The sequence below is a fragment of the Pseudomonas sp. IT-P2 genome (assembly GCF_949767575.1).
In the GTDB taxonomy this organism is placed as follows: domain Bacteria; phylum Pseudomonadota; class Gammaproteobacteria; order Pseudomonadales; family Pseudomonadaceae; genus Aquipseudomonas; species Aquipseudomonas pharyngis.
On record NZ_CATKQA010000046.1, the window covers coordinates 139,799 to 158,130 of the forward strand.

Annotated in this window: 17 protein-coding genes; 9 read left to right on the plus strand and 8 right to left on the minus strand. The window is 62.0% G+C overall.

All coding sequences use genetic code 11. The features are described 5' to 3' along the window. Window positions 1-149 precede the first annotated feature (149 nt). The 4 genes from ACM6JM_RS24655 to ACM6JM_RS24670 all read left to right on the plus strand — a co-directional run bounded on the left by ACM6JM_RS24655 (window position 150) and on the right by ACM6JM_RS24670 (window position 5,387). Entirely contained in the window at window positions 150-1,133 is a 984-nt protein-coding gene (locus ACM6JM_RS24655; protein ID WP_085667467.1) for a hypothetical protein, read from the plus strand. 207 nt (window positions 1,134-1,340) lie between these two features. Beyond that, entirely contained in the window at window positions 1,341-1,841 is a 501-nt protein-coding gene (locus ACM6JM_RS24660; protein WP_414882664.1) for a sigma-70 family RNA polymerase sigma factor, read from the plus strand. A gap of 40 nt (window positions 1,842-1,881) precedes the next feature. Further along, window positions 1,882-2,865 (plus strand): FecR family protein, encoded by a 984-nt coding sequence (locus ACM6JM_RS24665; protein WP_039770277.1) that lies wholly within the window; start codon window positions 1,882-1,884, stop codon window positions 2,863-2,865. 98 nt (window positions 2,866-2,963) lie between these two features. Then, a complete protein-coding gene (locus tag ACM6JM_RS24670; RefSeq protein ID WP_414882665.1) occupies window positions 2,964-5,387 on the plus strand; it encodes a TonB-dependent siderophore receptor in 2,424 nt (807 codons plus the stop codon). Window positions 5,388-5,501: 114 nt separating this feature from the next. Here ACM6JM_RS24670 and ACM6JM_RS24675 read toward each other — a convergent pair whose 3' ends face one another. Then, complete coding sequence (locus ACM6JM_RS24675) at window positions 5,502-6,653, minus strand: MFS transporter (RefSeq protein WP_007955928.1); 1,152 nt, start codon at window positions 6,651-6,653, stop codon at window positions 5,502-5,504. Between the two features lie 136 nt (window positions 6,654-6,789). On the opposite strand from ACM6JM_RS24675, the gene ACM6JM_RS24680 reads away from it, so the two are divergent. Then, complete coding sequence (locus tag ACM6JM_RS24680; RefSeq protein ID WP_414882666.1) at window positions 6,790-7,785, plus strand: diaminopimelate epimerase; 996 nt, start codon at window positions 6,790-6,792, stop codon at window positions 7,783-7,785. A gap of 10 nt (window positions 7,786-7,795) precedes the next feature. On the opposite strand, the gene ACM6JM_RS24685 is transcribed toward ACM6JM_RS24680, so the two are convergent. The 7 genes from ACM6JM_RS24685 to ACM6JM_RS24715 form a co-directional block, all read right to left on the minus strand. Beyond that, window positions 7,796-9,367 (minus strand): glucan 1,4-alpha-maltotetraohydrolase domain-containing protein, encoded by a 1,572-nt coding sequence (locus ACM6JM_RS24685; protein ID WP_074689164.1) that lies wholly within the window; start codon window positions 9,365-9,367, stop codon window positions 7,796-7,798. Between the two features lie 128 nt (window positions 9,368-9,495). Then, complete coding sequence (locus ACM6JM_RS24690) at window positions 9,496-10,152, minus strand: carboxymuconolactone decarboxylase family protein (protein WP_414882667.1); 657 nt, start codon at window positions 10,150-10,152, stop codon at window positions 9,496-9,498. Window positions 10,153-10,266: 114 nt separating this feature from the next. Beyond that, on the minus strand, window positions 10,267-11,502 hold the full coding sequence (gene codA / locus ACM6JM_RS24695) for a cytosine deaminase (RefSeq protein WP_085648185.1): 1,236 nt from the start codon (window positions 11,500-11,502) through the stop codon (window positions 10,267-10,269). 13 nt (window positions 11,503-11,515) lie between these two features. Then, on the minus strand, window positions 11,516-12,787 hold the full coding sequence (codB, locus tag ACM6JM_RS24700) for a cytosine permease (RefSeq protein ID WP_414882668.1): 1,272 nt from the start codon (window positions 12,785-12,787) through the stop codon (window positions 11,516-11,518). A 172-nt stretch (window positions 12,788-12,959) separates the two neighbouring features. Beyond that, window positions 12,960-13,772: an alpha/beta fold hydrolase gene (locus ACM6JM_RS24705; protein ID WP_414882669.1), complete on the minus strand. Its 813-nt coding sequence runs from the start codon at window positions 13,770-13,772 to the stop codon at window positions 12,960-12,962. A gap of 85 nt (window positions 13,773-13,857) precedes the next feature. Continuing rightward, window positions 13,858-14,214, minus strand: a complete 357-nt coding sequence (queD, locus tag ACM6JM_RS24710) for a 6-carboxytetrahydropterin synthase QueD (protein ID WP_007955941.1) — start codon at window positions 14,212-14,214, stop codon at window positions 13,858-13,860. A gap of 86 nt (window positions 14,215-14,300) precedes the next feature. Next, on the minus strand, window positions 14,301-15,380 hold the full coding sequence (locus ACM6JM_RS24715; protein WP_163975941.1) for a patatin-like phospholipase family protein: 1,080 nt from the start codon (window positions 15,378-15,380) through the stop codon (window positions 14,301-14,303). A 146-nt stretch (window positions 15,381-15,526) separates the two neighbouring features. Here ACM6JM_RS24715 and ACM6JM_RS24720 point away from each other — a divergent pair, with 146 nt between their 5' ends. The 4 genes from ACM6JM_RS24720 to ACM6JM_RS24735 are packed head-to-tail and all read left to right on the plus strand — an operon-like array spanning window position 15,527 to window position 18,128. After that, window positions 15,527-15,835 carry a PepSY domain-containing protein gene (locus ACM6JM_RS24720; protein WP_039770261.1) on the plus strand — a complete coding sequence of 103 codons (309 nt, stop codon included), beginning with the start codon at window positions 15,527-15,529 and terminating at the stop codon, window positions 15,833-15,835. After that, window positions 15,835-16,146 (plus strand): PepSY domain-containing protein, encoded by a 312-nt coding sequence (locus tag ACM6JM_RS24725; RefSeq protein ID WP_039770259.1) that lies wholly within the window; start codon window positions 15,835-15,837, stop codon window positions 16,144-16,146. Before ACM6JM_RS24720 ends, ACM6JM_RS24725 begins: the two co-directional genes overlap by 1 nt. Before the next feature lie 3 nt (window positions 16,147-16,149). After that, window positions 16,150-16,818 carry a response regulator transcription factor gene (locus ACM6JM_RS24730; RefSeq protein WP_011335105.1) on the plus strand — a complete coding sequence of 223 codons (669 nt, stop codon included), beginning with the start codon at window positions 16,150-16,152 and terminating at the stop codon, window positions 16,816-16,818. Continuing rightward, a complete protein-coding gene (locus ACM6JM_RS24735; protein ID WP_414882670.1) occupies window positions 16,815-18,128 on the plus strand; it encodes a sensor histidine kinase in 1,314 nt (437 codons plus the stop codon). The genes ACM6JM_RS24730 and ACM6JM_RS24735 overlap by 4 nt, the downstream gene beginning before the upstream one ends. Window positions 18,129-18,332 lie beyond the last annotated feature (204 nt).

An 18,332-nucleotide genomic window follows, 5' to 3' on the forward strand; every position in this document is an offset into this window, starting at 1 on the left:
GTCTGCGGGAACCGGCGTGCTTGCCAACGTGGTCGTTCGGCCGAAAATTCCTTTCTGGTTGACACTGACTCTGTCAACGTTTTCGTCACGGCGGGTTGCAATTTATGAGCTAATCTCACGCGAACATCGTCTCTGGAGAGCTTCATGTCATGGACAAGACAGTTGAGTTGCCGAGTGAGTACGTTCGTGCAATACAGTTGGCGGATCTGATTATCTATTCCGTCAAAAAATCCCTTCGTCATGGCTCGGGAAATCAGGTCGCTTCTAATATCCCGACCGTATTTGTCCCGGAGAGCAAGGAGCAGAAAGCCGTTATCAGTGCCTATCCTGCGACTCATCTGGTGAGAGAGGCTCGGGCATTGAAGAAAGAGTTGTACGCGCTTCCTGTCAGACCCAACAGCGGTCCCCATCATCCAATGCGAGGAGCGATCGCCGCTCTGGAAGTCGGCGCAGGGAATTGCGGGGAAATGGCCGATCTGGCCTACGTGTTGTGCCGGGAGTATTTCTCCAGTGAATGGCGTGTGATGCGCGCTTCGGCACCCAGGCCGGCAGATCATGGATTTTGCCTTGTGTGGAAGGGGGAAGAACCTGAATCGATTATCCGATATGTAAACGGCAAGCCACTGAAAACCATAGCGATTATTGCCGTAGATGCATGGCCAATCTATTCGCAGGCTGTGCTATGGAACGATCATTTCATGTCGAGTCGAACGCTCAAGCGATCTACGTGGCGAACCACTGGACTGATTTCTCCGCCCAAGGCTGAGAAGAATTGCATCGGCAGCGCTGCGCCCAAGCAGGCAGCGCTCCATAGTATGTCCGAGCTGATCAAAGGCCTGAGAGCGGGTAACCGGATAGAAGCGACCCTCAAATCAAGGCACGTATTGATCGCGAGAAGGGCTCAAGAGCGCTTTGAGTTCTCCGACACCTTCAGGACTTCATTGCGCGAGGCCTCGGTTGCGAAAATCAAGGCCGAAAAACCACCTGCCAAACAGTTGGAGCACCTCTGGGCGACTCATGGTGACATCACGATCGAGTATCGCGAGCGTAACGTCAGACTGAGGGAGGATGAGGTTGAGCCAGATAACCAAAGCCAAACCAAAAAGGCGAGGGTGTCAGGCGAAGAGGCGTGACGGCATGCCTTCCGTCAGGAGGTGATGGCTTTGGAATCCGTCAGAGAGTGGCTTGGGGCAGGCGACGTAACCTGAGAAAAAGGCCCGGTTCAGAAAACTCAAGCGTTTCAATGAATGCCCTGTGCTCCGTATAGCACTCGTCGGAATCCATTGCCTCGGCTTAATAGGAAGCATTACCATTCGTTCCCCTTTCCTCAGCACGCCGCAATGACCCCCATGCTGCCCCGCAGACCCGGCTTTCTCGAGCATTACGAAGAGTTGATCGGCACCTGGACCCGTCGCCTGCGCAATCGCTCGCAGGCCGAGGATCTGGCGCACGACACCTTTGTGCGGGTGCTCGAATCCGATTCGTCGGCGGTGCAGCAACCCCGGGCGTATTTGCACCAGACCGCGCGCAACATCGCGGTGGACGGCTATCGGCGTGAGGACCGGCGGGGCGCCATGGAGTCGGAGGCGATCGATCTCAGTGAGGCGCCGACCGGCGACCCGGAGCATTACATGCATGCGATCCAGCTGGCCGATTCCATCGAACGCGCGCTCACGGAGCTGCCGGTCAACTGCCGACGAATCTTCGTCTGGCAGAAGATCGAAGGCCTGACCCAGGCGGAAATCGCCGAACGCCTGGGCCTGTCCAGGAACATGGTGGAAAAGTATATGATCCGCACCCTGCGGCATCTGCGTGATCGCCTGGACGGGGCGCAATCATGAGCCGTGGCGTCTTTTCATCCCCAGCCAAACAGGACATTCCATGATGGATACTCGTGATTGCGCGTGCGGGCAAACAACGGTGCGCGATGACGCGGCACGCTGGTTTGTGCGTTTGCAGGAGCCAGCGGTCGATGCCGAACAATATCGGAACTTCGACGCGTGGCTGAACGAACATCCCCAGCACCGGGACGAATTCCAGTTGCTGCAAGGCTTGTGGACAGCGGCGGATCTGCTGCCGGCGCCACGGCTTAAAGCTTTGTGCGAAACGCCGCCAGCGCGGCGCGAACGCCGTCCGTTGTTGCGTTATGCCGTGGCGGCCAGCGTGGTCGCGGTGGCACTCGGGCTCGGTCTGTTCAGCGGCTTGAATCACCCGCAAGGTTACAGCGCCGAGTTCGCCACCGCGCTGGGCGAGCGCAAGCATGTCGCGCTGCCGGACGGCTCGGTGATCGACCTCAACAGCCGCAGCCGTTTGCAGGTGCGTTTCGAGAAGGATCGGCGGCTCATCGAACTGACCGAAGGCGAAGCGATGTTCAGCGTCGAGCACGACACTTCCCGCCCGTTCGTGGTCGAGACCGGCAGCGGCAAGGTCACGGTGACCGGCACCCGCTTCGATGTGCGGCGCGACGTGACGCAGACCCGGGTCGCGGTGGAGCAGGGCACGGTCAAGGTGCAGGGCCGTGATGCGGCCAATGCCGATTTCATCAGCCTCACTGCCGGTCTCGGCACGCGGATCGATGCCCAGGGCAAAGTGGCGCCGGCCTACGCGGTCAACCCGGCGGAGCTGACGGCCTGGCGCAGCGGCAAACTGGTGTTCAACAATGCCAGCCTCAGCGAAGTCGCCGAGGAAGTGTCGCGTTATCGCGACAAGCCGCTGAAGGTCGCCAACCCGGCCGTGGCCAATTTGCGCCTGACCAGCGTGTTCAAATCCGACAACACCGATGCCTTGCTCAAGGCCTTGCCAAGCATTCTTCCGGTGGCCGTGCGCACCCTTGCCGACGGCAGCCAGGAAATAATTTCAAAATAAAATTCAGGTTTTTTTCGAGTTCGTCGTCTTCCTGTTCAACTGCAACTGGTTTGCATTAACAGCCGCACACTCTTGCGATCCACAGGACTCCGTTCGACGTGAAAAACTCCACCGCCAAAAACAATAAATCCCCTTGGTTACCGTTGGCGCTCGCGCTGGCGGTCAACGCCGCCGTGCCGATGGCTTTTGCCGCCGAAGCCATTCACATCCGCGCACAGCCGCTGGGTCAGGCCCTGAGCGAACTGGGCCAGCAAACGTCGTTGCAGGTGTTTTTCAGCCCGGACCTGGTCGCTGGCAAACAGGCGCCGGCGGTGGACGGCAATCTTTCTCCGGAGCAGGCCCTGCGCCAATTGCTGCAAGGCAGCGGTCTGGATTATCAGATCAATGAAGGTTCGGTGACCTTGTCCCCAGCCCCGACTTCCGCCGCCAACGGCCCGCTGGAACTGGGCGTGACCGACATCAAAGTGGTCGGCGACTGGCTCGGCGACGCCGACGCCGCCGTGGTGCAGAACCACCCCGGCGCGCGCACCGTGATTCGCCGTGAAGCGATGGTCGAGCAGGGCGCGATGAACGTCGGCGACGTGCTGCGCCGTGTGCCGGGTGTGCAGGTGCAGGAAGCCAACGGCACCGGCGGCAGCGATATTTCGCTGAACGTCGGCGTACGGGGTTTGACGTCGCGCCTGTCGCCACGCTCCACCGTATTGATCGACGGCGTGCCGGCCGCGTTTGCCCCGTATGGCCAGCCACAACTGTCGATGGCGCCGATCTCTTCCGGCAACCTCGACAGCATCGACGTGGTCCGTGGTGCCGGCTCCGTGCGTTACGGGCCGCAGAACGTCGGCGGCGTGATCAACTTCGTGACCCGCGCGATCCCGGAAAAAACCACCGGTGAAATCGGCACCACCCTGGAAACCTCCCAGCACGGTGGCTGGAAACACATCGATACCGCGTTTCTCGGCGGCACTGCCGACAACGGCATCGGCATGGCGCTGTTGTACTCGGGCGTCAACGGCAACGGTTACCGCGAGCGCAACAACGGCAACGACATCGACGACGTGATCCTCAAGACCCACTGGGCGCCGACCGATCAGGACGATTTCAGCCTCAACTTCCACTACTACGACGCCAGCGCCGACATGCCCGGTGGCCTGACGCAAAAGCAGTACGACGACAAACCGTTCCAGTCCGACCGCGACTACGACGGCTTCAGCGGCCGCCGCAAGGACGTGTCGTTCAAGTGGATCCGGCAGATCGACGAGCGCACTCAGGCAGAAGTGCTGACCTATTATTCCGACAGCTTTCGCGGCAGCACCATCGCCGCCCGCGATCAGAAAACCCTCAGCTCGTTCCCGCGTTCCTACTACACGCTGGGCATCGAGCCGCGCGTTTCGCGTGTGTTCGACGTCGGCCCGACCACTCAGGAAGTCAGCGTCGGTTACCGTTATCTGAAAGAGGCGATGCACGAACAATCGAGCCGCCTGGCGCTGGTCAACAATGTGCCGGTGGTCACCAAGACCTCCGACGGTCATGTGTTCCAGGATCGCACCGGCGGCACTGAGGCCAACTCGGTGTACATCGACAACAAGATCGATGTCGGCAACTGGACCGTGACCCCGGGCATTCGCTTCGAGCACATCAGCACTGACTGGCACGACCGTGCCGTGCTCGACACCGCCGGCAAACGCGTGCCGGAGAAAAACCGCAGCATCGAAAGCAACGAGCCGCTGCCGGCCCTGAGCGTGATGTATCACCTGTCCGATGCGTGGAAGCTGTTCGCCAACTACGAGACGTCGTTCGGCAGCCTTCAGTACTTCCAGCTCGGTCAGGGCGGCTCGGGTGACCAGACCGCCAATGGTCTGGAGCCGGAGAAAGCCAAGACCTACGAAATCGGCACGCGCTACAACGATGACGTGTGGGGCGGGGAAGTGACGCTGTTCTACATCGACTTCGATGACGAACTGCAATACATCAGCAATGACGTGGGCTGGACCAACCTCGGCGCGACCAAGCACCAGGGTATCGAAGCGTCGGTGCACTACGACATGGCGGCGCTTGACCCGCGCCTTGATGGCCTGACCGCCAACGCCGGTTTCACTTACACCCGCGCGACCTACGAAGGCGAGATCCCCGGCTTCAAGGGCCGCGACCTGCCGTTCTACTCGCGTCAGGTGGCGACCGTCGGCCTGCGTTACGACATCAACCGCTGGACCTACAACATCGACGGCTTCGCCCAGTCCAAACAGCGCTCGCCGGGCACCGGCGTGAATGCTGATGGCAGCTTCAATGGCAATTACATCACCGAAGGCACGGCGGACGGGCAGTACGGCGACATTCCGGGTTACGTGACCTGGAACGTGCGCGGCGGCTATGACTTTGGTTCGCAGCTCTCGAACCTGAAGCTCGGCGCCGGGGTGAAAAACATCTTCGACAAGCAGTATTTCACCCGCTCCAGCGACAACAACTCGGGGATCTACGTGGGTACGCCGCGGACGTTCTTCGTGCAGGCCAGCGTCGGTTTCTGATAGACCGAGGTGGCTTCATCGCGGGCAAGTCGAATCGTCGAACCGCAGCTCCCACAGGGAACGTTTGTATCTTGTGGGAGCGGGTTCGCTTCGGGGGCGTTCAGATGATGTTTTTCAGACTTTGAGCGCTTTGCCGCCAATCGCCACCGCCACCAGCAACGTCGCCATCAACCCGAAGGCAAAACTCAGGCTGCTGGCGTGGGCGACAAAGCCGATCACCGCCGGCCCCGCCAGAATCCCCGCATACCCCAGCGTAGTGATTGCCGGCACGGCGATGCTTTCCGGCATCACCGTCTGCTTGCCCACCGCCGTGTACAGCACCGGCACGATGTTCGAACAGCCGGCGCCAACCAGCGCATAACCCAGCAGCGCGGCTTGCCAGCTCGGGGCGAAGGTCGCCAGAAACAATCCCGCCGCGGCCAGCAGACCGCCAAACAGAATGATCCGGGTTGCGCCCAGTGCGCGGACGATCCGGTCACCGGTCAAACGGCCGGCGGTCATGGTCAGTGCGAACGCTGCGTAACCCAACCCCGCATAGGCGGTGTCGATCCCGCGTTCCTGCGCCAGAAACACCGCGCTCCAGTCCAGCGCCGCGCCTTCGGTGAGGAAGACGATGAAGCACATGCCGCCGATGAACAGCACGATCCCGTGGGGAACCGCGAACGCAGGCCCCGAGCTTTCACTGCCGTAAGGCAGCATGTGCGGCACGGCCTTGAACAGCGCCGCGATCAACACCACGACCACCACCAGCATCGCCGCCAATGGCGACAGCCCGAGACCGAGCAGGGCGCTCACGCCCGCCGCGCCGACGATCCCGCCGAGGCTGAACAGGCCGTGGAACCCCGACATCATGTTCTTGCCGCTGGCCCGCTCGACGATCACCGCTTGCAGGTTCACCGTCGAATCCACGGTGCCGAGCCCGGCGCCGAACATGAACAGCGTGGCAATCAACGCCGGAATCGACGACACCGTCGCCAGCAACGGCAATGCTGCACAGATCAGCAGCGTGCCGCCGGTGGCCACCTTCCGACAGCCGAACCGGGTGGCCAGAATCCCCGCCAGCGGCATCGCCAGAATCGAGCCGACGCCCAGGCACAGCAACAACAAACCCAACGTGCCCTCATCGAGCCCGGCCCGCGCCTTGGCGTAGGGCACCAGCGGCGCCCACGCGGCGATGCCGAGCCCGGCGATGAAGAATGCGATGCGCGTGGACATCTGTTCGAGGCGTCCGGGAACGAACGTGTCTTGAGGGGTGAGGCTGGTCATAACGATCCTTGGCAAAAAACGTTTCAGCAGCGGACATCCTTGCACAGCTCTTTCGATGGAGCGAGCCCGCTCGCCTCGGCAGGGCGTTGCGATTTACAGTGGCGCCCCTGTCGACGGGAAAAACAAGGGCCGGTTCATGACGCAGTTCTACGATGCACGAGGCAATATCTACGGGGTCGTATCGCCCCAGGCGCTGCGCGATGCCGGGATCGAATTACCGACGGGCGCCGAGCAGTGCGCGCTGTCGCGACAGGCATGGAGCGCTGCTGCCATTGCGCTGTGCTGCGATTGGCCCGATGGTCAACGCCCCGCCGGTAGCAAGTCTCACCGCAGCGATGGCTTGCTGATCGGCCCGTTTCAATCCTCGCCACCCTTCGATCTGCTGATCGTCAACACCGACGGCACGCTGGCTGAACGCAGCGGCAATGGCCTGACGATTTTCTCCCGGGCGCTGCTCGAACAGGGGCTGATGCCGGAGGAGGGTGCGACGCTACGGGTGCATCACGATAAACCGGATGCGCAATCGCCAGTGCCGACCTCGGTCAAGCCGGCGCAAGTGGCGGGCGTGCAGGGCTTCTGGCTGGACCTCGGCCAGCCCGGTTTCGGCCCGACGGCGGTCGGTGCGCTCGGGGTTGAGTCGCACCCTTTCAATGGCGTGGAAGTCAGCGGTGTTCGATCGCTGGCACAACTCGATCCCGCCTGGGCGCACAGCCAGTTCGTGCGCATCGGCAATCCGCATTGCGTGACACTGGTGCAGGATGAAGCCGCATTGCCGAGCAACGCACAGATGCTTGAATCGCCGCTGGCGGACAGTCTGACCGCCATCGCCTACGCCATGCCCACCGGCGCCGGCCAGCCGTGCCCGGCCGGGGTCAATCTGCAATGGGCGATGCGCGCCGGTGATCAACGCATTGTGGCGCGGGTATTCGAACGGGGCGAGGGGCCGACGGCGTCTTCCGGCACCAGCGCCAGTGCGGTGGCGTCTGCGGCATGGCGGGTAGGCTGGGTGTCGGCGGGAGAGGTGCAGGTGGTAATGCCGGGTGGCACGGCGCCGATCCTGCTGGAGGCGCGCGACGGAGAACTGACTGGCGTGCGTCTGTTCGGCACCGCCGTGCGCGACGAAAATTGCTGAAGCCTCAAGATCAGAACCGCCCGACAGTGTCGCTCACCGCACCACTTTTGAATGCGTTATTCGCGCCCGCCTGCCAATACACTGCGGTCGGCGCCTGGCCCCGCACGATGCACTTCCACTCGAGCTGTTGCTGACCTGGCACCTCCACGGTTGTGCTCCAGCGTTTGTTGTTCAGTGTCAGCGCTATCGCATGTTGTGGGTCCCACGCCCCGAACTCCAGCGATGAACCCGCTGCATAGACACTTTCGCCCGGTTGCGGATTGGCGTTATCGCAATGCACGTTGACTGCCACTGTCGCCGGTTCCACAGGGCCGCTCCAGATCCGGATATCGCCGTTATCCCAGTTCAAGGTCGGCGCGTCCTTGCCTTGCGGCAACTGTTGCAGATCGGATTTGAGGGCGATCACCAATGTGCCGCGTACACCTTGTGTGGTGGCGACCAGTCCCGAATAGGCAGTGTTGAAGCGAATCGGCGAATCAGCGCGGATTCCGGCACTCTTGCGCAGTTTGATCAGTTGCCGGATCAGTTGATCACGCTGCCAGTCATACATGTGCGGCCAGTAAACGGTCGGCGTGCCGGGACTGCTGAGGATGTAGGCGTAAGCCAGATTGACCAGTGGATCGGGCAACGCCCAGTGATGTTGGCCGCCGTAGGCGCCGGGTGAATAACCGGTGTCGTGGTTGTCGACAAAGGTCACGGCGATTTCGCGCCAGGCACGATCCGGATTGCCATTCAAACCGTGGCGCCACTCGGCGAGCGAACCGTTCTGCATACGCTCCTTGAGGGCGAAATCAAACACCGTGCAGTGCGAGCGATCCGACCAGTCCTTGAGCACATCCTGCCAGCTCGCATTGTGTCGCCAGTCGCCCGGCGGGTATTCCCCGGGGCTTTTCCAGTTCTCGCCGACGCAAAATTGCTGGTTGCCGAAGGCGTTCATCCAGCGATCCACGGTTTCCGGCGCGTAGCCACGGACAAAGTCAAAGCGCAGGCCTCGAGCACCGTAGTTGTCGCGCAGATTGATGAACTCGTTTTTGAAGGTTTCGAAGACTGTTGGATTCGCAGTGTTCAAATCCGCCCTCCCATCCACAAACGCGTCACCTTCGTCACAATTTGCGCAGTCGTGCCGCCGTTCGTTGTTCCCTGCCGGGAACAGCGGAAAGACCGCTTTATCGTCCGTGTGATTGGGCACGACGTCGAAGACGACTTTCACGCCAGCGTTGTTGAACGCCAGCACCGCTTGTTTGAGTTGCTGATCAGTGCCGTAACGGCTGTTTTTGTCGAAGCTGTTCCAGAAGTAGCCTTCTCCACCACCGGAGGTCTGAGCCTGGCTGTCGGTCCAGCTTGAGTTGTCCGTCCAAGGGGGCGGTAACCAGACAAGGGTGAATCCGTCGTTGCCAATGGTCGCCGCCTGTTGAGCAAGTACTGAATACCAGGGGGTTGGATTGCGGCTGGAATTCCAGTGGAAGGTTTGCAGCAGAATATTTTCACCGCCGCCGTTGCGAACTGCCGCGCTCGCAGAGCTGGTGGCGGTGACGGCGAGGCCAAGCGCGAAAATCAGAAGAAGTGGTGAAGTCCCTTTCATGATCGTCCCCCCGGGAACGATGGATCCCTTGGGGCTTACTGTGAGCCAACACGCAGCGCTTGTCGCCTGTCAGATCTGACAGGTCGGCTCTATCGTTTTGCGATAAAGCCGCCCCGATCCATAACCGTTCATTGGCCCTTGAACAGTTTCACGGCGACAACAGTGTCATCGACCACCGTCACATACAGCAGGGCTATGGGCTGTGTCTCGGGGCTTTGAAAGCACTCGACGATCACAGCCTGCGCCGAGCTGGCTTGCAGCGCCAAACGGTCTGCGTGCCGCAATTGGCGTTTCACGGCGGCACTCAACGGAATGGGTGAATGGCCCTCGCGAACGTCAGAGCAAAATCTCGAAGTGACTTCTCTCGGGGTGCGTGACGGTGGTGATTCAAGGTCCGCGTCTGCAAACAGATGATTGAGCTGCTCCGCAGCGCTGACCGCTCGGGGGAAACCGGCGAAGGCCGAAGCCTGCAGCAGTATTTCAGTCAATTCACCCGGTGCGAGGCCGGATGCCAGGCCGGTTTTGAGGTGCACGCTCAGCGGAGGTCCGACCATGCCCGAGGCGACAATGGCGGCAAATGACACCGCTTCGCGTAATCGCGGATCAAGACCGGGACGTGAGTGTAAATGTCCGTACACCACGCCAACGGCAAGTTCGCGCAGTGCGGGAACGGTACGAAACAAGGCGTCGAGCCTGGCCCCTCCATCGGGTACGAGCTCGACAAACGTATGGCGGCCTTCCTGGTAAAGCGTGGCCATGGGATCGGAAGTGGTCTTTTGATTCATGTCGCGTCCTCACGGATCAATGAGGATGGCAGCGGAGCAACTACGCGCGAACTACGGCATGACAGTGCGTCCATCGGAAGAAGTCGGCGCCGTTGCAGCGCCGACTTCTACACCTTAGACGAATTCCACCACCGGCATCTGCCGCTTCATCAGCACTTTGCCGTCGCGGATCGAATACAGCGGCAGGCCCTGGCTGCGGATCACTTCGTAATCGCTGTCCGCCGACAGGATCAGCAGGTTCGCCGGGCGGCCCTGTTCCAGGCCGTAGCGTTCACCGAGGTGCATGGCTTTGGCGCTGTTGTCGGTGACCAGATCCAGCGCGCTCTGCAGGTTTCGATAACCGAGCATGTGGCAGATGTGCAGGCCGGCTTCGAGGACCCGCAGGATGTTGCCGTTGCCCAGCGGATACCACGGATCGACGATCGAATCCTGGCCGAAGCAGACGTTCATCCCGGCTTCGAGCAGTTCGTTGACGCGGGTCACGCCGCGGCGTTTCGGGAAGTTGTCGAAGCGCCCTTGCAGATGAATGCTTTCGGTCGGGCAGGAGACAAAACTGATCCCCGAATGCCCGAGCAGGCGGAACAGTTTGGCGCAGTAGGCGTTGTCGTAGGAGCCCATCGCCGTGGTGTGGCTGGCGGTCACGAGGGCGCCCATGTCGCGGCTGCGGGCCTCTTCGGCCAGCACTTCGAGGAAGCGCGAATGCGGGTCGTCGGTTTCGTCGCAGTGCACGTCCACCAGGCAGCCGGTGCGCTCGGCCAGGTCCATCAGAAACTTCACCGAGCTGACGCCTTGGTCGCGGGTGTACTCGAAATGCGGGATCCCGCCGACCACATCGGCGCCCATGCGGATCGCTTCTTCCATCAGCTCGCGCCCGTTGCGGAACGATTCGATGCCTTCCTGGGGGAACGCGACGATTTGCAGGTCGATCAGGTGACGGCTTTCCTCGCGCACTTCAAGCATCGCCTTGAGCGCAGTGAGCTGCGGATCGGTGACGTCGACGTGGGTGCGCACATGCTGGATGCCGTGGGCGGCGAGGGTCTGGATGGTTTTCTTCGCCCGGGTCTTGGTGTCTTCCTGGGTGATGGTGACCTTGCGCTCGCCCCAGCATTCGATGCCTTCGAACAGCGTGCCGCTCATGTTCCAGCGCGGCTCGCCGGCGGTCAGGGTGGCGTCGAGGTGAATGTGCGGCTCGACGAAGGGCGGCACCACCAGATTGCCGCCGGCGTCGAGGTCGTCGGGGCCCAGGGTCGGCGCTTCGGTCTGGCGCGCGATGCTGCGGATCAGGCCGTCTTCGAGGTGCAATTCGTGCAGACCTTCCTGGTTGCGCAGTCGGGCGTTGATGATGTGCATCGGGCGAATCCTTTTATAGATCTTGTAGAGGGGCGGCCGCGTTGCGGGCGCCGAGCAGGCCGGTCACTGCGATATACGTTAACGCGGCAACGGCGATGCCGACCAGCGGCGCGACCCACGGCGAGCCAAACGCCGCGACCGTCCCGGCCGCGTAGGCCGCCAGCCCCGGCCAGTTGAACGCCGGTAACCGTGCGTCGGCCAGACGCGGATAACGCCCGCGCCAGCGGTAGAAAAAGTCCGCCATGATCACGCCGCCAATCGGCGGAATCACCGTGCCGAGCAGGATCAGGTAAGGCACCAGCATGTCGTACATGCCCAGCAGCGCGAGCGCCGTGCCGATCACGGCACCGGCCAGGGTCACGGTCTTGCGGCGCCCGGTGCGCAGCAGGTTGCAGCCGGCGACGGCGAAGTTGTAGATGGTGTTGTCCTGGGTGCTCCAGATGTTCAGCAACAGCATCGCCATCGCTGCCATGGCGAAGCCCTGCAACAGCAACACTTCGACCACGTCGGGCTGTTGATAGACGATTGCGCCATAGGCGCCGATCAGCACCATCAGGCCGTTGCCGATGAAAAAACCGATCAGGCTGGCCAGCACCGCGACCCGCGCCGAACGGGAAAAACGCGTCCAGTTGGTGGCCTGGGTCGCGCCGCTGACGAAGGTGCCGAACACCAGTGTGATGGCGGTCGACCAGTCCAGCGAACCCGTCGGTACGACGCTGAGCAAACCGTCGAGGCCGCCGACCTTCACGGTCGCGACCCACATCGACAGCATCAGCAGCAACATCATCGCCGGCACTGCGATGTACGACAGAATCTCCAGCCCGCGATAACCGACGTACGCCGTGGCGCAGAACACCAGGCCGAACAGCACCATCAGGCCCAGCACCGTGGCTTCGTTCAAGTCGAAATACTTGCCGAGCACCACCGCCGCCGTCGCGGTGCCCCAGGCGTACCAGCCGATCTGGGTGAACCCGAGGATCAGGTCGCTGAGCTTGCTGCCGACTTCGCCAAAACAGAAGCGCCCCATCAGCACCGAATTCAGCCCGCTTTTGAAGGCGATGTAACCCAGGCCTGCGGCGTACACACCAAGCAGCAGGTTGCCGATGACGATGACGGCGAGCATTTCGCCGAAGTTGAACGCCACGCCGAGCTTGCCGCCGGCAAACATGGTCGCGGTGAAGAAGGTGAAGCCCAGCAGCACCATCGCCGTGGAGGCCAGGCCTTTGCGCGCGTGCATCGGCACTTCACTGAGGGGGTAATCGTTGCCGGGATCGTTTTGCGTCATGGGGCGTTCCTTGCTGGAAAGGGGAGGACGCGAAGTGGTTGCAGCGGTCGTGCCAAACGCGATGTTGCGGGTATTTATAGTCGAGGCACGGATGATCGGCGCGAAAGCAGTGCATCGGGCGCCCTACCGAACCATGTGGGAGCAGCTGGTCCCACAGGGTCACGGGATTGGATCAGAGGAACCGCAGCAGCGCGGCGACTATGGCTTCAGGCGCATCCTCCTGCACCAGATGCCCGGCATTCGGAACCGGATGAAACTGCGATCCGGGAATCATCTTGTGCAACTCACGCCCGCGTTCGATGGGAATCCACTGATCCTCTTCACCCCAGAGAATCTGCACCGGGCAGCGAATCGTCGGATACAGCGGCTGTGCCTCCAGCGTGTAGCGCTGATCCATCTGCGCAATCTGCCGGTAGAACGCCGCTTGCCCCGGATCGCCAAGCCACGGCTGCGCATAGGGCGCCAATTCGTCATCGGGAATCTCCCGGTGAATCGCCCCGCGAATGTAGGTCGGTACGATGGCGCGCTGGATGTAATCCGGCAGGCCGCTGAACGCCGCTTCGTGCTGGCGCACGTGCTGCACGAACGGCGAACCCCAGGGTGTCAGCGCCACCGGGTCGATCAGGGTCAGGCTGCGGTAATCCTTGCCGTTGAGCAGATGAGCGCGCAGCACGGTGGCGCCGCCGAAGTCATGGGCAACCACATCCGGGCGTTGCAGATTCCAGTGATCGAGCAACTGCGCGAGCAATTCGTTCTGCACGCCGAGGGAGACATCGGCGTCCGGTTGCTCGGACTGGCCGTAGCCCAGCAGGTCGAAGTAATGCACCCGATGCGTGGCAAAAAAGTGCGGCGCGATGCGGTGCCACACGTAAGACGAGAAGGGCGTGCCGTGCACGAACACCAGCGGCGGGCCGTCGCCGCGCACCCCGTGGCGAATCTGTCGCCCGTTGAAATCAAAGACCTGATCCAGCAGCCAGTCCGTCATGGGCCTGTCCTCTTGGCGGGTTCGAGCCAAAAAGCATAGGCGTAAAAAAACCACCGGTCTCGGTGGTTTTTTTGTGTCGCGGGAATTACTCGCCGCGATAGATGCAACCGCTGGTGCAGGTCTCGTGGATGCGGATCGCACTGAGTTCCGGCAGCAGGGGCTTCAATTCATTCCAGATGAATTTGGCCAGCACTTCGCTGGTCGGGTTCTCAAGGCCAGGAATGTCGTTCAGGTAGTTGTGGTCCAGACGCTCGTACAACGGCTTGAAAATCGCTTTGATCTCGGAGAAATCACGGATCCAGCCGGTGTGCGGGTCGAGGTCGCCGCTCAGGTGAATCGCCACTTTGAACGAGTGACCGTGCAGGCGTCCGCACTTGTGGCCGTCCGGTACGTGGGGCAGGCGGTGGGCGGATTCGAACGTAAATTCCTTGAAGATTTCCACAGTGATTTCAGCTCTGTTCAGATGGCGTTCGCCGCAGCGAATTCGGGCAGGCGGCGAGTTTACCAGCTTGTCCAGGGCTGTGCTGACTAAAGGGTCAGCAAGCGCTCGGCGAGGCGACCATTGGCAGTCAGTTCGAGGAATTCGTCGCCCAGCCGGCGGCTCTCGTCCATCGCCGCGCGCCAGTATTTCTGCCGGCTCGGCGCATCGCCCATGAAGCGCTTGAAGTCGTTACGGTCGGGGAGTTTGCCGTAGGGCAGGCGCGCCAGGTATTCCTTGGACGGCGCGAGCAACAGCACGTCCTGCAAGCGCTCCACCGACGCCTTGCGCCACGGCAGGGTCTTGTCGAACCAGCCCGGAATCACCCGGTCGGTGAAGTGCGGATACAACACGATGCCGTCGCCGCTGTAGGGCAGGTCGAGGTGATAGTCGAGCAGACCGCCGTCGCGGAACGTGCCGGCACCGGCGCCCGGCAGGTCGCGCACGCCTTCCATGACCATCGGGATCGAGCCCGAGGCCAGCAGCGCCTGGCGCAGGTTGCCGGCGTCGAGGGCGACGAAGCGCGACGGGAAGTCATTCAGCGCATGCACCGGCGGCGCCAGGCGCGGGTCGTGGATGATCAGCCGTTCAAAATGCCGCGACAGCCGCGCACGGCCGCGCAGGTTGTCGGCGATCACCGAACCCAGCGCCAGCCCGAGCCGGCCGCGATGGTCGTCCGCCAGCCCGCCGTGGCTTTTGACCACCATGATGTTCAAGCGGTAATGGGCGTTGGTCAGAAGGCTCGTGTCTCGGCCGTCGAGCAGGTCATCGAGCATGCGCTGCGAACTGCGGCTGACCTCGCCGATGGTCACACCTTTGTTGAAGTTCTGCTCGGTGTACAGATGACCGAGGCGGCGGATGCCTTCGGCGGCGTCCGGCAGGCAGGCGCTGGCGAAGCGCCAGGAACCCACCGACGCACCGATCAGCGAGCGCTCGCGCGGCGCCTTCGGCAACCACTCGCCGAACAGCGCCAGATCCAGGCCCTGAATCCCCAATGCCTTGGGCCCACCGGCAGCGCCGGGCAGGGTGCCGACGTCGGCGGCGTTCAGGCCTTGGGCACGAATACGCGCCATGGCCCTGGGGCCGGCCTTGAGGGTGAGGGCAGGGAACTTGATGTGAATGGCGGTCATACCGGTCTCGATCGTTAGCAAGCGAAAGATTATAAGCACATGTTGCCGTGGCTGCAGGAGCAGGCCCAATGATGGCAATTCAGTTTCAGTTAAGTTCGCACCGTTAAGGTGCGGCCCGTAGCGACACATAAAAATACGGAGACACCATGAAAACCCTGACTGCCCTGACCATCGCCTCGATCATCGGCCTCACCGCCAGCACCGTTCACGCCCGCGATCTGGGCCCGGATGAAGCCCTGCGCCTGCGCGACGCTGGTACTATCGTCTCCTTCGAGAAGCTCAACGCCACCGCGCTGGCCAAACACCCGGGTTCGACGATCACCGACACCGAGCTGGAAGAACAGTACGGCAAGTACATCTACCAGATCGAACTGCGTGATCCGCAGGGGCTGGAGTGGGATCTGGAACTGGACGCGGTGAGCGGGCAAGTGCTCAAGGATCATCAGGATACGTAATGAAGGTGAATGTTCGCGCCACCCGCCGTACGGCATTGGCGCTGGTGATGTTTTGCTCGACGGCCATGGCCCGTGACCTGGGTCCCGACGAAGCCCTCAATCTGCGCAAGCAGGGTGTGATCCTGCCGCTGGAGCAGGTATTGCAGCAGGCGATGGACCGCTATCCCGGCGCGAAACTGCTGGAAGTCGAGCTGGAAGAAAAACACGACGTCTACATTTATGAAGTCGAGTTGCTGACCGTCGAAGGTGTGGCCCGTGAGCTGCATCTGAAGGCCGACACCGGCGAACTCGTGAAAGACAAGGAAGATTGACCGATGCGCTTGCTTCTGGTGGAAGACCACGTACCGCTGGCCGACGAATTGCTCGCCGGCCTGCAACGCCAAGGCTACGCGGTGGACTGGCTGGCGGACGGGCGCGATGCGGTCTATCAGGGCAGCAGCGAGCCCTATGACCTGATCGTCCTCGACCTCGGTCTGCCCGGCGTGCCGGGGCTTGAGGTGTTGGCGCAATGGCGCGCCGGCGGTCTGACGATTCCGGTGCTGATCCTTACCGCCCGCGATTCCTGGGCCGAGCGCATTGAAGGCCTGAAGGCCGGTGCCGACGATTACCTGACCAAACCTTTCCATCCGGAAGAACTGTATTTGCGCATCCAGTCGCTGCTGCGCCGCTCCAAGGGCCAGGCCAACCAGCCGACGCTCAAGGCCGCCGGTCTGCACCTGGACGAGGGCCGCCAGTGTGTCGTGCGCGACGGTGCCGACATTCAGCTGACCGCCGCCGAATTCCGTCTGCTGCGCTACTTCATGCTGCACCCGGAACAGATCCTCTCCAAAAGCCACCTCGCCGAGCACCTCTACGACGGCGAGACCGAGCGCGATTCCAACGTGCTGGAGGTTCACGTCAATCACCTGCGACGCAAGCTCGGCAAGAGCGTGATCGAAACCCGTCGCGGTCAGGGTTATCTGTTTGGCGGACAGGCTTCGTGAGATCGATCCAGCGCCGCTTGAGCCTGGGGTTGATCAGCGTGCTGGTGGTCGTCGGCGTGCTGCTGGCGCAAACCAGTCTGTGGCTGTTCGAAGTGGGATTGCAGCGCTATCTCGAAGCCGGGTTGCGCAACGACAGCGAGAGCCTGCTGGTGGCGCTGGTTCGCGGGCCGCAAGGCTTGCAGCTGGATGAGCGGCACTTGTCGCCGGCCTACCAGCGACCGTTTTCCGGGCATTACTTCCGCATCGACTTCGCCGACAGCCATTGGCGCTCCCGCTCGTTGTGGGATCAGGATCTGCCGCTGCTCGAACGCTCCGGGCTGCACAGCAACCTGCAACTGGGGCCGGACGGTCAGCAATTGCTGGTGCTGCGTTCGGACTATCGACGGCTCGGTCAGTCGATTTCCATCAGCGTCGCCCAGGATTACACGCCGGTGCGCGAGAGTTTCCAGCGCATGCGCCAGATCGGTCTCGGCCTCGGCCTGGCCGGGTTGCTGCTGATTCTGTTGTTGCAACGCCTGACCGTGCGCCGCGCGTTGCGCCCGCTCGAGAAGGCTCGCGAACAGATCGCCCAGCTGCAGCAGGGCCAGCGTTCACAACTCGATGAACAAGTGCCGGCGGAACTGGAACCGCTGGTGGCGCAGATCAACCATTTGCTGGCGCACACCGAAGACAGCCTCAAGCGTTCGCGCAACGCTCTGGGCAATCTCGGGCATGCGCTGAAAACTCCGTTGGCGGTGCTGCTCAGTCTGGCGTCGAGTGAAAGGCTCGACGCGCATCCGGAACTGCGCAGGATTCTCAAGGAACAACTGGAACAGGTTCAGCAACGGCTGAACCGCGAGCTCAATCGAGCGCGGCTCTCTGGCGATGCGTTGCCGGGGGCGCTGTTCGATTGCGACGCCGAGCTGCCGGGGCTGCTGTCGACGTTGAACATGATCCATGGCGAGCATCTGGAGCTGAGTTATGTGGCCCCACCCGGTCTGCAATTGCCGTGGGATCGTGAAGATTTGCTGGAACTGCTCGGCAATCTGTTGGACAACGCCTGCAAGTGGGCGGATGCCGAGGTGCGGCTGAGCGTGGTCGAGACGGCGGAAGGCTTTGTGCTGAGCGTGGAAGACGACGGGCCGGGGATTCCCGAGGCGCAGCGGGCTCAGGTGTTCAGCCGGGGAACGCGGCTGGATGAGCAGACCCATGGGCATGGGTTGGGGCTGGGGATTGTGCGGGATATTGTCGAAACGTGGGGCGGGGTTTTGGTGTTGGGCGAAAGCGAGTGGGGTGGGTTGAAGGTGGAGATTCAGTTGCCTCGGCGGTGAGCCCGTAGAAGCCCTCATCGGAACGCCGCCGGCTCAAGGCCCACACCTTCAGATGAGTCGTTAAAGTTTATCGACATTGGCGCGAGGGTATAGGAAGTATCCTGCTGCCTATCAAGATTGAAGTAACCACCGTGCCCACGTCCCTAATGCTGTGCAAGCAATCTCTTGCTGCTTGGTAGGTAGGTTCAGAGCTATTCACTTACA